The sequence below is a fragment of the Sphingomonas sp. genome (genome assembly GCF_050725575.1).
Classification (GTDB): domain Bacteria; phylum Pseudomonadota; class Alphaproteobacteria; order Sphingomonadales; family Sphingomonadaceae; genus Sphingomonas.
Genome location: NZ_JBOHHW010000003.1, coordinates 186796 through 200464, shown reverse-complemented (window position 1 = coordinate 200464; position 13669 = coordinate 186796). Strand labels below are relative to the sequence as shown.

The following is a 13669-nucleotide window of genomic DNA, read 5'->3' as shown; positions in this document are numbered from 1 at the left end:
TCACGCTCGCTGGTTCCCCGGACACACAAAAAGGGCCACGCCAACCCTTGGTCGGCGCAGCCCTTTTTCGTGAAGCCGGCGCTTATTTCGGCGTAACGACGCTCGGCCCGATCGAGTCCATCACCGCACGGGCATCGAAGGCGCGGACATTGTCGCGCGGCTTGGGGCCCTTGCCGGTCACGATTTCGGCCGTCGCCTCGAACCGGTCGATCGTGCGCACGTCGATGTCACGGTCGAAGAACGGATCGCCCCAGAACGGGCTCCAGCTGCGCCAGCCATAGCCGCGGCCATAATAGCGCCAGCTCGGACCCCAGCCGCCATAGGGGCCGAAACCGCCGCCGAACGACGGCGTGGTATAGGTCCGCGACTGGCGATCGACATCGCGCTCGGTCAGGATGAAATAATCATTGCCGCTCTGCACCGTCAGCTCGGCGGCGCGGAACAGCAGATAGCGCTCGACCGTGTCGCGCGAGGTATAGCTGTTGCCCGAAAAGCTGACGAGATAGCGGTTCGGCTCGACCTGGCGGTCGCTATAACCCTGGCGGGCAAAACCCGACCCAGTGGCCGGACGATAGGTGGATTCAGTCGCACAACCGGCAACAGCCAGAAGGGCGGAGGCAAGCGCGGCGGTGGCAAGGCGGCGACGGAGCGGGGAGGCAGACATTCGATTTCTCCAATACGGCAAGATGCGATTGAACGAGCCGCATATGCCGTTAACGGTGGAACGATCCAAAAGCCGTAAGTTTCCGGTGAGGATTTTTACGACTTCACTTTGTTTTCCCGAACCTGACTAACCGCTTAATGGGATCGTTTCGCAAGCGTTATTCTCTGTGTCAGGGTACCCAAATCGTCGGAAATGCGACGAAACGGGGACAGGGCGGAATGACGGGCGTGCGCTTTCGAAAATTGCTTGGCGGAAAGGGGATGCCGGTTCTGCCCAACCTCGCTGCGCCGCTGCTCGACAGCGATGAGCCAGTGGCGCGGTGATCGTGAAATAATGCGACGTTCGGATCCGCGCCATCAATCCAGCTGGCGGCCCGGCGGCAGGAGGTCGCCGCCGCGCCAGCATATGGCGCGGCAGCAATGCCGGACACGACCGGACAAACCTGGTCAGTCCTATTTTTGCCGCGCTGCGATATAGCGGTCGACTTGCTCTTCAAGCACGTCAAGCGGCAGTGCGCCCTGGCTCAATATCGCCTCATGGAAGTCCCGGATGTCAAAGCGGGCCCCCAATTTCTTCTCGGCCCGTACGCGCAACTCGGCGATCTTGAGCTGACCGACCATGTAGCTGGTCGCCTGGCCCGGCCAGTTGAAATAGCGATCCACCTCGCGCGCGATATCGGTCTCCGATATCGAGCTGTTCGATTTGAAATAGGCGATCGCCTGCTCGCGCGTCCAACGCTTGGAATGGATGCCGGTATCCAGCACCAATCGGATTGCTCGCCAGACCTGGAGCGACAACATGCCCAGCCGGGCATAGGGGTCCTTGTATACGCCCATCTCATTGGCCAAGCGCTCCGAATACAACCCCCAACCCTCGGTATAAGCGCCATAGCCGCCGAACTTGCGGAACTTGGGAATGCTGGTCAGCTCTTGCTGCCGTGCGATCTGGAAATGGTGCCCCGGGGCACCTTCATGTGCCGCGATGCCTGCCACCTGCACCTTTTGTGTCTGGTTCATGTCGACCAGATTGACATAGTAGATGCCAGGCCGCGATCCGTCCGCCGAGGGCGGATTGTAGAAAGCCGTTGGAGCGGTCCCTTCGCGCCATTTTTCCACCGCACGCACTTCCAGCGGCGCCTTGGGCAGCGTGCGGAAATAGCGTGGCGCCACCGTCATCACTGACGCGATCACAGTGCGCGCATCGCGAAGATACTCCTCACGGCCGGCTTCGGTATTGGGATATTTGAACTGGGGATCGGTTCGGATGTGATCGAAGAACTGCTCAAGCGTGCCATTGAAGCCGACCTCCTGCTTGATCACGTCCATTTCCTGCCGGATTGCGGCGACTTGCCTGAGGCCCAACTGGTGGATCTCGTCGGCGGTCAGATTGGTCGTGGTCGAGCTCTTCAAGCGGTCGGCATAATAGGCTGCGCCGTCCGGCAGGCTCCAAGCCCCGAAATTACCCTTGGACTTTGGCTCGATCTCATCAATCGCTGCGATCAACAGGTCATAGCCACGCCGGAACGGGCCCGTCAGTGCCGTGCGCGCATCGCTGAGCAATGCCTCCTTGGTTGCCGCCGGCGCGTTCAACGCCGTGACCTTCTTGCGAAAGTCGGCGATCAGCGTCGAGTCGGGCCCATCGTCGAATGGCGCGCCGGTGATGACCTTGCGCGCATCGGCGCGGGCTGGCGCGAAGTTGGCCTTGTTGGGCACGATCCCCGCCGCCGCCTGTTCCCGCATCAACGCGGCGGTTTCCCGCATCACGCGTTCGGTATCGCGCAGGCGCGCGACATAGGCCCGGGCGTCCTCGACGGTGTCGATCTTGTGGTTGTTGATCAGCAGGACCGGAATGCTGCCGGCCGGGCTGCCGTTCGTGGATACGGGAAAGCTCAGCTTGCGGAACCGGAACGAGTCGCGGCCGCGCGTTACCTCATATTCGAACAAGCGGTAGCTGACGCGCGCGCTTTGCCCCAGCTGATCGGGGCGGAACCGGGCCTGCATTTCCTTGAGTTGTCGTTCGGCCAGGTCGCGCGCGCGCACCGCCGCGGCGTCCGTATAATCGTCCAATCGATCATAGCTGGTCTTGAATCCGAGCTGTGTCTGGGTTTCCGGGCTCAGGTCGGTCTGGGCATCGAATGCCTGATCCAGGAACTCGAGCAAGGCCTTGTCCTGCACGGCCGTTTGCGCGACCGGAGCCGGGGCGGGGGCGCTCCCTTGGATGAGCGGGGCGATCGGTAGCAAGAGCATGGCAAGGGCTGAACGCATCGGAGTCTCCTATCAACGACGCGCTTGTCGCGCGCCACCGCGCCGTACGCAATCGCTTCCCGGCATGTTTTGGTCGGGCAGATTTCGACGGCGCGAAACTCTGCCGGGGCGCTCGTTTTCAGCCTAATTTCAGGCCCAAAGCTATCCGGACGTCTTCACCAACTCGACCACGTCGAAATCATACGCCTTCCAGCCGCGCCGATCGACAGCCTCGGCCACTGCATTCCGCTTCTTCCTGGCCTCGGCCAGGGACTTGGTGTGGCCCCAGAATACCTCAGTCCCGCCCTTGGAAAGATGGGCGACGGTCCGCCAGTAGTGTGAGAATTCCACTGCCGTGGGGCCAATCGTTTTGACATAGCCGTCCGGCAAGGTTGCGGTCAGATAATATTTCTTCTTCGCCATCTAAGATCCCGCATATGATTACGGCGCCTCATTGCCGTCCTATGAGAAGGTTGCGGCGGCTCGATTCAGGGAAAAACGCAGCTGATCGGCCCTATGCCGATACCTTTGCACTGAGTTCCCTGATCTCGTGGTTCAATATCCGGTCATTGTCGGCATAGTCGACCGGGCAATCGATCAGGTGGACGCCGGGTGTGTCGAGCGTGTGCCGCAGCAACTCGGGCAAGTGGCTGGCGCTCTCTACGCGGTGCCCATGCGCGCCGAACGCCCCGGCGTATTTCACGAAATCGGGATTGCCATAGGTCAGCCCGAAATCGGCAAAACCCATATTGGCCTGTTTCCAGCGGATCATGCCGTAGCCGCCATCGTTGAGGATCAGCACGGTCAAATCGAGCTTCAGCCGAACCGCCGTCTCCATTTCCTGGCTGTTCATCATGAATCCGCCATCGCCGCAAATCGCCATGATCTTACGCCCGGGATAGACCATGGCCGACGCCATGGCAGAGGGCAGGCCGGCACCCATCGTCGCCAGCGCATTGTCGAGCAGCACGGTATTCTGCTGCCGTGCCGCATAATTGCGTGCGAACCAGATCTTGTAGATGCCATTGTCGAGGCAGATGATGCCATTATTGGGCATCGCCTCGCGCACCTTGCGCACCAGATAGGATGGGAAGATCGGGAAGCGCGTGTCGCCGTCGAGCGTGGCGGTATGGGCGAGCTCGGCGGCCCGTGCGGCAAGCATGGTCTCGCAGCCCCAATGCTGGGGCACGATATCTTCCTTCATCTGCCAGATCGCATTGGCGATATCACCGATCACCTCGATCTGCGGGAAATAGACCGGATCGACCTCGGCAGTGCGGCTCGAGACATGGATGACGTCACAGCCGTTCGATTTCATGAAGAAGGGCGGCTTCTCGATGACGTCATGACCGACATTGACGATCAGGTCGGCCGCATCGATCGCGCGGTGGACGAAGTCGCCCGCCGACAAGGCGGCGCATCCGAGAAATTTGGGATGCGTCTCATCGATCACGCCCTTGCCGAGTTGCGTAGTGACGAAAGGAATACCGGTCTTTTCAACGAATTGCAGCAGCATCCGCCCAGTCATTTTGCGGTTGGCGCCGGCGCCGATCACAAGCACCGGGGCCTTGGCCTGTTCCAGCCGCTTCACCGCCGCGCGCACCGCCTTGTGCTCGGCCGAAGGGCGACGCGCCAGACTCGACCTGATCGGCCGAGCCTCGGTCTGCTCGTCGGCGACATCCTCGGGCAATTCGAGATGCGTCGCGCCCGGCTTTTCTTCTTCGGCCAGGCGGAAGCATTCGCGCACCCGGCTGGGGATATTGTCGGCACTGGCGAGTTGATGAGTATATTTGGTGATTGGCCGCATCATATCGACCACGTCGAGGATCTGGAAACGGCCCTGTTTCGATTTCCGGATCGGCTTCTGCCCAGTGACCATCAGGATCGGCATGCCGCCAAGGGTGGCATAAGCCGCTGCCGTCACCAGATTGGTCGCGCCCGGGCCCAGCGTTGCCAGGCACACCCCGGTTTTGCCGGTATGACGGCCATAGGTCGCGGCCATGAACCCCGCGCCCTGTTCGTGCCGGGTCAGGATCAGCTTGATGGTGGAACGCGACAGGCTGTCGAGGAAGTCGAGATTCTCCTCACCGGGAACGCCGAAGACATATTCCACGCCTTCTTCCTCAAGGCATTTAATGAAGATGTCCGAAGCCTTCATCGATCGATCTCCAAAGCTGCCCGTGCAAAGTGGCTGTTCCGGCCGCTGGGTAGCGCTCGACCTCGGCATGGCATGGCCTTATTCGGCATGAAAGGCTACGACTCGAAATGATGGTGTGGGAAAAATCCCGCGCCTGTTGTCTTTATCAACCGACAGTGAGAATTGCTGGCCAATCCGCCGGCGAAGCGGCGGTATTGTCCGGTCAGGTGAAAGGCTTGTTCCGTTCCGCGAACTCCCGGATCGCCCAGTCGAGAAACACGCGCACGCGCGGTGAGAGCTGGCGATTGCGAGGATAGAGCAGCGACACCGGAACCGATGGCGGTGGCGTTTCGGTCAGCAGGGCGACCAATGTCCCGCATCGCAGGTCGTCCGCGATATGGAAGAGCGGCATTTGCGCCAGGCCATGGCCGAGCCGCGTGGCAGCGAGATAGCTTTCCGGGCCGGTGACCGACATGACCGCTGGCAGCAGCGCGCTATGCATGTCGGGCCCGATCATGAAGTCGAGCGGCCTCAAGCTCCCGGTGGTCAGCGAGCGCAGGCCGACCATGCGGTGGCCGTTCAGTGCGTCGATCGATGCCGGTACGCCGAACCGGTCGAGATAGTCAGGCGAGGCACAGGTGTGGCGGATCAGCGTGCCGGCGGCGCGCGCAACCATGTCGCTGTCGGGCAATTTGCCGAAACGCAAAACGCAGTCCACGCCCTCCTGGACGATGTCGACCCAGCGATCGCTTTCGCTCATCACCAGCTCGATATCAGGATAGCGCGCGAAGAAATCACTCAGTCCCGGCATCAGGAAATGCCGCGCCAGTGTGCCCTGAACGTCGATGCGCAGCGTGCCCTTCGGCAAGGTGCCGCCGAATGCGCCTTCGGCATCCTCGATATCGTCAATGATCGAAAGGCAGCGCCGATAATAGGCTTCTCCGTCGAGCGTTGGGCGCACCACGCGGGTGGTGCGCTGGAGAAGGCGGACGCCGAGCCGTTCCTCCAGGCGTCGGATCACCTGTGTCACCGTCGATCGAGGCACGCCGATATCTTGCGCGGCAGCGGTGAAGCTGCGCCGCTCTACGATGCGAACAAAGAGTTGCATGGCGTCAAGCCGATCCATCGGGCCTCCATTGTTAGCATAATTGGAACAGTGATGCCAATTATAGGCTGATTATCTTTGTAATGGCGAGGTCCAAATAGCCTTCATGCCCTGCCGCAGTGGCGGGACACGACAAGGAGACAGCAAATGACTCAGTCCAATGACAAGGTTGCGATCGTCACCGGTGCCTCGCGCGGTATCGGTGCGGCGATCGCCGAACGGCTCGCGGCCGACGGCTTTACAGTCCTGATCAATTTCGCGGGCGGCATGGCAGGGGCGGAAGCACTGGTCGGCAAGATCGAGAGTGCGGGCGGCCGTGCCGTGACCGCTCAGGCCGATATCAGCGATCCCGATGCTGTGGCGCGGATGTTCGATGCGGCAGAGGCGGCCTATGGCGGCGTCGATGTACTGGTCAACAATGCCGGGATCATGACTCTCGCCCCGATCGCGGACAGCGACGACGCACTGTTCGATAGCCAGGTCGCGATCAACCTGAAGGGGAGCTTCAATACCTTGCGCCAGGCCGCCCGGCGGCTGCGCGACGGGGGCCGGATCGTCAATCTCTCGTCAAGCGTGGTCGGCCTCTATCAGCCGGGTTACGCCGTCTATGCCGCAACCAAGGCGGGCGTCGAGGCGATGACCCATGTGCTGACCAGGGAACTGCGCGGCCGGAATATCACGGTCAACAGCGTAGCGCCGGGGCCGACCGCGACCAGCCTGTTCCTCGACGGCAAGCCGCAGGAGGTCATTGATCATCTAGCCAAGCTCGCCCCGCTCGAACGCCTTGGCCAGCCCGAAGACATTGCCGCCGCCGTGTCCTTCCTCGCCGGCCCCGACGGGGCCTGGATCAACGGCCAGGTGCTGCGTGCCAATGGCGGCATCATCTGATCTCCGCTCACAAATCAGTTTTTTCAATCTCTTGAAGGAGTATTTTGTCATGACCAAGACCATCATCGTAACCGGCGCCTCCAGCGGCTTTGGCCGCCTCGCCGCCGAAGCTCTCGCGCTGGCCGGACATATTGTCTATACGTCGATGCGTGAAACCACCGGCCGCAACGCAGTCGAGGTGGAGAAGGTCGCCGCTTTCTCGAAACAGCACGGTATTGATCTGCGTAGCGTCGAACTCGACGTCCAGTCGCAGGATTCGGTCGATGCCGGCATCGCTCAGGTGATTGCCGAAACCGGCCGGATCGATGTGCTGATCCACAATGCCGGTCATATGTCGTCGGGCCCAGCGGAGGCGTTCACTGCCGAACAATTCGCCCAGCTCTACGACATCAATGTGCTCAGCGCGCAACGGGTCAACCGCGCCGCTCTGCCGCACATGCGTGCACAGAAGCAGGGCTTGCTCGTCTGGGTTTCATCGAGCAGCTCGGCCGGTGGCACGCCACCTTATCTCGCACCCTATTTTGCCGCCAAGGCGGCAATGGATGCGATGGCAGTACAATATGCCCGCGAACTATCGCGCTGGGGCATCGAGACCTCGATCGTCGTACCTGGTGCTTTTACCGGCGGCACCAATCATTTCGCCCATGCCGGCCACCCAGCAGATACAGCGCGCGCGGCGGAATATGAGGCCGGGCCTTATGCCGGCTTCCCGGCGCAGTTGGAAAAGGCGTTCGGCGCGATCGTGCCGCCCGATGCCGATGCCGGATCGGTCGCCACGGCGATCGTCGACGTGGTGGGCATGGACTTCGGCACGCGCCCGTTCCGCGTGCATATCGATCCGACTCAGGACGGCGCCGATGTCGGCTTCACTGTGCTCGACCGGTTGCGGGCCGAGATGCTGCACCGGGTCGGCCTGTCCGACCTGCTGAAGCCGAGAGTGCTGGTCTGACCCATAGTCAGTCGCGTGTCGGTCCCGGAGGCGCCTGGCGTTTTCCGGGACCGATGTGATTCTATCGACAGCCGGTCACGTCGGCGGGTTTGCCGGCGTCCGGGCGATCCGCATCGAGGACCAGCGCCGCGAACGGCGACTGCGTACTGCCTGTAGTCATGCGGCGCGACGCGCGCCTTCCAGGTCGAGCAGACGTTCTTTTGCGGCGAGACCGCCGGCAAAACCGGTCAGCGCACCGCACGATCCGATCACGCGGTGGCACGGCGCAATGATCGAGATCGGGTTTTTGCCGTTCGCCGCACCCACCGCGCGGAATGCGGTCGGCTTGCCGATCTGCCGCGCGATCTCGGCATAGCTGCGGGTCTCGCCGAACGGAATCGTCAGCAATGCGGCCCAGACGCTCTTCTGGAAATCGGTACCGTTGAAATCCAGCGGCACGGTGAAGGCATTCAGCTTACGGGCGAAATAGGCGCTGAGTTGCCGCTCGGTTTCGACGAGGATGGGGTTGTCAGGCTGCTCGATCAGCGGACCGAGCCGAACCCGGTTCGGGTCGTCATTTTCCCACAGGATTGCCGCCAAGCCCTTGTCGCTGGCAATCAGCTTGAGCAGGCCGACCGGCGACGCGATCATCTTGTACGAATAGGTCATGAGTTGGGTCTCTTCATTCCGTCGGCGGCTTGTCCAGCGGAATTGCTGTCGCAATCACCGCACCTGCCGCGAGATACTCGATGCCGGGGATTTATAATGGCCGAAGGAACGCTTAGCTTCCTGATTATTGCGCTTAAAGGCTGCGATATCTCATGCCGCCCCAGGCATCCGCCGGTGTTGTTGAATCGCCTTGGGTGGGTCGGCTCAACTCCGCAATGCGTTGGATTAAGGTCGCATCAGCGGCATCATAAATGCCGTATATCTGCCGGCGGGTTCCACCAATTGTCGTTCAGCCCGTCGCAATAGGTAACTGGAGCCGCCATCAGATCGTCGATTGGCAGATCGTCAAGCGCGGCAACGCGAACGCCGACGAAATCGCCGCCCATCGCATCAATCCGCCCATGTCCGTGCGTCGCCGTGCCGCATTGCAGGCAGAAGCGGTGATGCGTCTCGAATCCCTCGCCGGACCGGGCATAATCGCCAAGATGTTCCTCGCCCTGCAGCAGGCGGAACTGGTCGGGCTTCAGACCGGTGACATTCCAGTTCCGTTGTTTCCAGCAGTAACGGCAATTGCATTTGCTGCTCCCTGCGAGATCCATGTCCACTTCGAATGCAACGCGGCCGCAATGGCAGCTGCCACGATAGGTTGTCGTTATACGCATCCCCTTTGAAGACGTTCAGGCGCAAGCGATCGCTTCGATCTCAATTAGCCAGTCCTGGTCGAAAATGTCGACGATGATTACGGTGAGCGCGGGTGCGAGCGGGCCGAGGATCTGTCGGCGGACCTCCGTATTCTCTGCCCGGTGCGAGCGATCGCCAAGGAATATCGTGATCTTGGCGAGGTTGGCCAGCGTCATGTCGGCAAGGCGCAGCCGAGTCTCGACATTGCGCCACGCCAGTCGCGCCTGTGCGGCGAACCCCTTCGGCGCGTACCCCTCGCTATCGGTCGGCGTCTGGCCGCTGATGAACAGCAGTCGCGTCGCTCGCTCGACCAGAAAGGCTGATGAATAGCTGGCCTGTGTCGGCTCAATCGGCTGCAATGCGACCCCCGGCGCGGAAACCGGGTTGGCCTGAGTGAGTGACAGCAAGGTGGCGGCGGCCTCGCGGCGGTTCATCAGCATCGCATCATCGCGCACGACGCCGGTTTTTGCATGGTTTCGGCCAATCGCGCGACCCGCCGGTTTGCAGGTTGGCCCGGAATATCTCGCCGGAGCGTTGTGGATCGGCCTGGGCGAAAAGCAGCGAGCGGGCGTCGGGTGACAGCAGCGGACCCACCTGAAAAACGCTGGGGTCGGTCGGTACGCGACCTGTCTCGCGCCACGTCTCCCCGTCGCGCACGAAGCGATAAAGGTGCGATCGATCGCCGCGATCCGCGACGACCATCATCGTGCGGCCGTCCTTGGAAATCTCCGCTTCATATTCATTGGCGGCCGTACTGACGGGCGGGCCGACATTGTGCACCTGCCAGCCGCCCTGGCGATCGCGCTCGGCAACGTAGATGTCACCTTGTCCGTGGCTTCCGGGTCGGCTCGATCCGAAATAGAGCCGTCCCGCAAAGTCGGCGCGCGGCAGCAGTTCGGCATGTGGCGAGTTTACCGGCGATGGCAGACGTTGGGGCCGGCCCCAGCCGCCATCGGCCTGGCGCTCGACATACCAGATGTCGAAATCCTTATTTGCAGGGTCGTGCCGTGCGGAAATAAAATACAGGCCTTTGCCGTCCGGCGTATATCCGGGATCAGCCTCGATTACCGGGCTTGGCGCAGCGAACGGGGGAGACGCCGGCGCACTCCAGCGGCCATTGATGCAATGTGACACCAACAGGCGCCACTGCGCGAAGGAGCGATCGGCGGATAGATAGACGAGCTCGCGTCCATCGGGCGAGAAGCTCGGCGTCGATTCATAACCGTCGGTTGAAATTGCGGTCGGTGTCCAGCGGCGCGGTGTCCGGGGCGCATCGGCGGCGAGGACGAGCATCGCCGCTGCGGTCGCAGCGCACGCCAGAGCGGTGCGAGGTGCTTTCAATCGAGGGGCATGAAGAGGCATAGGCGACACGCTACCGAGCCGCCGCACCTGGCCAAAACGATCATTGTGGCAGCAATTTAAACCTGTGCTTACAATGCACCTCATGATACGACGCCGGCCTTCGATTGAATCGCTGCGGATGCTCGAGGCATGTGCCCGTCACGCAAGCTATTCGCGCGCAGCAGATGAACTGGGCGTCAGCCCTGCTGCGGTCAGCCAGCGCATGCGTGACCTTCAGGCGGAACTGGGGGTGAGCCTGTTCGAGCGACATGGTCCGAGGGTTGCGCCCACCGAACATGGCCTGCGTCTAGCCGGACGTGTTCGCGATGCGCTGGCGATCCTCTCGGCGGGCGTTGACGAGTGTCGCGACAGCATGGTGATCCGCATCAGCGCGGCCCCGACCTTCGCGGCGCGCTGGCTGGCGCCGCGGCTTGCGGATTTCAGAAAGGCGCATAGCCCGGTCCGGATCGTGATCGATGCGGCGATCGACGTTCGGCCGCACGGCAGTTTCGACGTGGCGATCCGCAGCGGACAGGGGAGTTGGCGAGGCTATGCCTCGACCAGACTGTTTGCCGTCGAGGGAACGCCGCTCTACAATCCGCACCTTTACGACCCCGGCATTCTTTCGAGCCCCGCCAGCCTGCTGGGCTGCGAACTGGTTCACAGCGACGAATGGGACGCTTGGTTCGCGCTTGCCGGTGTCGCTGTGCCAGTGCACGCCTCGCATTACTCGAACGCGCGCTACCCGACGCAGGATCTCGCGGGTGCAGCCGCACTTGAAGGCGCCGGCGTGGCATTATTATCGCCGCGGCTGTTCGCCGACGCCATCGCCCAGGGCCGCTTGACCCGGCCTTTCGACATTACGCTGAACGGTCCGGAGGCATATTGGCTATTGACGGCCCAGGGAGAGGCGCGCCCGCACCTGGTCGCGTTCTGCGACTGGCTGATCGGATCGATAGGATAGCTCGATGTGCCCTGGCGGCGACCGCGTCAGCCGGCCGGGCGCGCGCCTTGGCGCAATATCCGGAAAATGGCTCCCTGAGTTGGATTCGAACCAACGGCCGCTCGATTAACAGTCGAGAGCTCTACCGCTGAGCTATCAGGGAACGAAGCGGAGGGCGGCTCTATACCCGGCTGAATTGAGGATGCAAGACCATTCAGGCAGCAAATTGCTCCATCGTTATGCGATCGTCGAGTGCGTGCTCGGGATCGAACAACAAGGTCAGCTCGCGCGAGCGGTCGATCACCACGTCGACGCGCGCCACGTCGCGCACTTCGCGCTGGTCGCCAACTGCGCTGACCGGGCGTTTGGCGGGTTCGAGCACCCGGATACTGATTCGCGCTTTGTCGGGCACGATCGCGCCGCGCCAGCGCCGCGGGCGGAACGGGCTGATCGGCGTCAGCGCGAGCAGATTCGAACCGAGCGGCAAGATCGGCCCTTGCGCGGAGAAGTTGTACGCCGTCGACCCGGCCGGCGTCGCGACCAGGATGCCGTCACAGGCCAGTTCGGGCATGACGATCCGGTCGTTGAGCGTGATCTCAAGCTTCGCTGTCTGGCGCGTTTCGCGCAGCAGCGAGACTTCGTTTATCGCGGGCAGCGAATAGGTGTCGCCGCTGACCGTGACCGCAGTCATGGCGAGCGGCGTGACCTTGAACGGCTTGGTGCGCGCGAGCCGGTCGCTGAGGCCATGGCGCTGCCATTCGTTCATCAGGAAGCCGACCGTGCCGAGATTCATGCCGAACACCGGCACGATCGGCTTGCGTCGTTCAAGCATCGCGTGGAGCGTCTGCAGCATGAAGCCGTCGCCGCCCAATGCGACGATCAGATCGGCATCCTCGGGATGGACCCAGTCATGTGTGTCGGCCAGCTCTCTCGCCGCCTCCTGGGCCTGCGGGGTGGGTGAGGCGACCAGAGCGCGCCGTTGCATGTCGCTCATCCGCCGGTGACGCTCATGTGCCGCGCAACCGCGGGGGCCGTAGCGGCGATGTCGAAATCATGCCGCGCCGGTTTGGAGAGCAATGCCGCATCGAGTGCCGCATCGAGCCCGGCCACGCCGTCAGCGCGCAGGATCGCCTTCAGGTCGACCTGATCGTCATGACCGAGACAGGTGTAGAGAATGCCCTCGGTGGTCAGACGCACACGGTTGCAGGTATCGCAGAAATTGGCAGTCAGCGGCGAGATGAGGCCAAGCCGGGTGCCGGTATCGGCGATGCGCCAGTAGCGCGCCGGGCCGCCGCTGTCATGCGGATCGCGGACCAGCGGAAACTGCGCTTTCAACTCATCCATCACGGCGGTCAGCGGCACGAAGCGATCGGTGCGATCTTCATCGACCATGCCGAGCGGCATCGTCTCGATCAGCGTCAGGTCGAGCCCCTCGTCACGGCACCAGGCGAGCATCGGCGCGATCTCGCGCTCGTTCCAGCCCTTCAGCGCGACCATGTTGATCTTGACCGCGAGCCCAGCATCGCGCGCGGTCAAGATCCCGTCGATCACGCGCACCACGTCGCCGTGCCGCGTGATATGGCGGAAGAGCTCGGGGTCGCGACTGTCGAGGCTGACATTGACACGGCGCATGCCGGCATTGACCAGTGCAGGCGCATAGTCGGCGAGCCGGTTGCCGTTGGTGGTCATGGTCAGCTCGTTCAGGCCGGCACCAACATGCTGGCCAAGTCGTCTGACCAGATCGCCGACATCGCGGCGCACCAGCGGTTCGCCACCGGTCAGGCGAATCTTGGTGATGCCCCGCGCGATGAAGCGTTCGGCGATGATCGCAATCTCGTCCAGGCTGAGCAATGCCGCTTTGGGTAAAAAGCTCATCTGCTCCGCCATGCAGTAGCGGCAGCGCAGGTCACAACGATCGGTGACCGAGATCCGCAAATAGCTGATCGTGCGGCCGTGGCGGTCCTTCAGGGCAGGCGCACATGTCATCGCGCAAGAGCTAGGCCTTCGTCGGGCCGGGAACAAGGGCGTTCGCTGTTTATGCGCTGTGCAGGAAGCATGCGGTAATGCTCG

The 13669-nt window shown here is 62.5% G+C and carries 14 protein-coding genes and 1 tRNA gene; 3 read left to right on the top strand and 12 right to left on the bottom strand.

The features are described from left to right. Nucleotides 1-82: 82 nt before the first annotated feature. The 5 genes from ACRECS_RS03690 to ACRECS_RS03670 all read right to left on the bottom strand — a co-directional run bounded on the left by ACRECS_RS03690 (nucleotide 83) and on the right by ACRECS_RS03670 (nucleotide 6152). Nucleotides 83-664, bottom strand: coding sequence for a CC0125/CC1285 family lipoprotein (locus tag ACRECS_RS03690; protein ID WP_431581600.1), 582 nt, complete (start codon nucleotides 662-664; stop codon nucleotides 83-85). A gap of 452 nt (nucleotides 665-1116) precedes the next feature. Then, on the bottom strand, nucleotides 1117-2928 hold the full coding sequence (locus ACRECS_RS03685) for a DUF885 domain-containing protein (protein WP_431581599.1): 1812 nt from the start codon (nucleotides 2926-2928) through the stop codon (nucleotides 1117-1119). A gap of 141 nt (nucleotides 2929-3069) precedes the next feature. Beyond that, a complete protein-coding gene (locus ACRECS_RS03680) occupies nucleotides 3070-3330 on the bottom strand; it encodes a hypothetical protein (RefSeq protein WP_431581598.1) in 261 nt (86 codons plus the stop codon). A gap of 91 nt (nucleotides 3331-3421) precedes the next feature. Continuing rightward, complete coding sequence (locus tag ACRECS_RS03675; RefSeq protein ID WP_431581597.1) at nucleotides 3422-5065, bottom strand: acetolactate synthase large subunit; 1644 nt, start codon at nucleotides 5063-5065, stop codon at nucleotides 3422-3424. A gap of 202 nt (nucleotides 5066-5267) precedes the next feature. Beyond that, the gene (locus ACRECS_RS03670; RefSeq protein WP_431581596.1) at nucleotides 5268-6152 is read right to left on the bottom strand and encodes a LysR family transcriptional regulator; all 885 of its coding nucleotides are present in this window, start codon (nucleotides 6150-6152) and stop codon (nucleotides 5268-5270) included. A 144-nt stretch (nucleotides 6153-6296) separates the two neighbouring features. Between ACRECS_RS03670 and ACRECS_RS03665 the strand changes: the two genes are divergently transcribed. Together ACRECS_RS03665 and ACRECS_RS03660 are read left to right on the top strand one after the other, a co-directional pair. After that, nucleotides 6297-7037 (top strand): SDR family oxidoreductase, encoded by a 741-nt coding sequence (locus ACRECS_RS03665; RefSeq protein WP_431581595.1) that lies wholly within the window; start codon nucleotides 6297-6299, stop codon nucleotides 7035-7037. A 49-nt stretch (nucleotides 7038-7086) separates the two neighbouring features. Beyond that, on the top strand, nucleotides 7087-7986 hold the full coding sequence (locus ACRECS_RS03660; protein WP_431581594.1) for an SDR family NAD(P)-dependent oxidoreductase: 900 nt from the start codon (nucleotides 7087-7089) through the stop codon (nucleotides 7984-7986). 156 nt (nucleotides 7987-8142) lie between these two features. On the opposite strand, the gene ACRECS_RS03655 is transcribed toward ACRECS_RS03660, so the two are convergent. The 4 genes from ACRECS_RS03655 to ACRECS_RS03640 all read right to left on the bottom strand — a co-directional run bounded on the left by ACRECS_RS03655 (nucleotide 8143) and on the right by ACRECS_RS03640 (nucleotide 10656). Then, nucleotides 8143-8634, bottom strand: a complete 492-nt coding sequence (locus ACRECS_RS03655) for a methylated-DNA--[protein]-cysteine S-methyltransferase (protein WP_431581593.1) — start codon at nucleotides 8632-8634, stop codon at nucleotides 8143-8145. A 245-nt stretch (nucleotides 8635-8879) separates the two neighbouring features. Further along, nucleotides 8880-9233, bottom strand: coding sequence for a GFA family protein (locus ACRECS_RS03650; protein ID WP_431581592.1), 354 nt, complete (start codon nucleotides 9231-9233; stop codon nucleotides 8880-8882). A 78-nt stretch (nucleotides 9234-9311) separates the two neighbouring features. Then, nucleotides 9312-9749 (bottom strand): RidA family protein, encoded by a 438-nt coding sequence (locus ACRECS_RS03645; protein WP_431581591.1) that lies wholly within the window; start codon nucleotides 9747-9749, stop codon nucleotides 9312-9314. A gap of 10 nt (nucleotides 9750-9759) precedes the next feature. Beyond that, the gene (locus ACRECS_RS03640; RefSeq protein WP_431581590.1) at nucleotides 9760-10656 is read right to left on the bottom strand and encodes a TolB family protein; all 897 of its coding nucleotides are present in this window, start codon (nucleotides 10654-10656) and stop codon (nucleotides 9760-9762) included. 139 nt (nucleotides 10657-10795) lie between these two features. On the opposite strand from ACRECS_RS03640, the gene ACRECS_RS03635 reads away from it, so the two are divergent. Continuing rightward, on the top strand, nucleotides 10796-11620 hold the full coding sequence (locus ACRECS_RS03635; RefSeq protein WP_431581589.1) for a LysR substrate-binding domain-containing protein: 825 nt from the start codon (nucleotides 10796-10798) through the stop codon (nucleotides 11618-11620). 67 nt (nucleotides 11621-11687) lie between these two features. On the opposite strand, the gene ACRECS_RS03630 is transcribed toward ACRECS_RS03635, so the two are convergent. The 3 genes from ACRECS_RS03630 to moaA form a co-directional block, all read right to left on the bottom strand. Further along, nucleotides 11688-11762: transfer RNA gene (locus ACRECS_RS03630), tRNA-Asn, on the bottom strand. Nucleotides 11763-11813: 51 nt separating this feature from the next. Next, nucleotides 11814-12593, bottom strand: a complete 780-nt coding sequence (locus ACRECS_RS03625) for an NAD kinase (protein ID WP_431581588.1) — start codon at nucleotides 12591-12593, stop codon at nucleotides 11814-11816. Next, nucleotides 12590-13585, bottom strand: coding sequence for a GTP 3',8-cyclase MoaA (gene moaA, locus ACRECS_RS03620; protein ID WP_431581587.1), 996 nt, complete (start codon nucleotides 13583-13585; stop codon nucleotides 12590-12592). Before moaA ends, ACRECS_RS03625 begins: the two co-directional genes overlap by 4 nt. Between the last annotated feature and the right edge of the window lie 84 nt (nucleotides 13586-13669).

What these genes read in the sequence shown, in the direction of transcription:
- ACRECS_RS03690 (WP_431581600.1), bottom strand. Translation starts at nt 664, where the DNA reads ATGTCTGCCTCCCCGCTCCGTCGCCGCCTTGCCACCGCCGCGCTTGCC.
- ACRECS_RS03685 (WP_431581599.1), bottom strand. Translation starts at nt 2,928, where the DNA reads ATGCGTTCAGCCCTTGCCATGCTCTTGCTACCGATCGCCCCGCTCATC.
- ACRECS_RS03680 (WP_431581598.1), bottom strand. Translation starts at nt 3,330, where the DNA reads ATGGCGAAGAAGAAATATTATCTGACCGCAACCTTGCCGGACGGCTAT.
- ACRECS_RS03675 (WP_431581597.1), bottom strand. Translation starts at nt 5,065, where the DNA reads ATGAAGGCTTCGGACATCTTCATTAAATGCCTTGAGGAAGAAGGCGTG.
- ACRECS_RS03670 (WP_431581596.1), bottom strand. Translation starts at nt 6,152, where the DNA reads ATGCAACTCTTTGTTCGCATCGTAGAGCGGCGCAGCTTCACCGCTGCC.
- ACRECS_RS03665 (WP_431581595.1), top strand. Translation starts at nt 6,297, where the DNA reads ATGACTCAGTCCAATGACAAGGTTGCGATCGTCACCGGTGCCTCGCGC.
- ACRECS_RS03660 (WP_431581594.1), top strand. Translation starts at nt 7,087, where the DNA reads ATGACCAAGACCATCATCGTAACCGGCGCCTCCAGCGGCTTTGGCCGC.
- ACRECS_RS03655 (WP_431581593.1), bottom strand. Translation starts at nt 8,634, where the DNA reads ATGACCTATTCGTACAAGATGATCGCGTCGCCGGTCGGCCTGCTCAAG.
- ACRECS_RS03650 (WP_431581592.1), bottom strand. Translation starts at nt 9,233, where the DNA reads ATGGATCTCGCAGGGAGCAGCAAATGCAATTGCCGTTACTGCTGGAAA.
- ACRECS_RS03645 (WP_431581591.1), bottom strand. Translation starts at nt 9,749, where the DNA reads ATGAACCGCCGCGAGGCCGCCGCCACCTTGCTGTCACTCACTCAGGCC.
- ACRECS_RS03635 (WP_431581589.1), top strand. Translation starts at nt 10,796, where the DNA reads ATGCTCGAGGCATGTGCCCGTCACGCAAGCTATTCGCGCGCAGCAGAT.
- ACRECS_RS03625 (WP_431581588.1), bottom strand. Translation starts at nt 12,593, where the DNA reads ATGAGCGACATGCAACGGCGCGCTCTGGTCGCCTCACCCACCCCGCAG.
- moaA (WP_431581587.1), bottom strand. Translation starts at nt 13,585, where the DNA reads ATGACATGTGCGCCTGCCCTGAAGGACCGCCACGGCCGCACGATCAGC.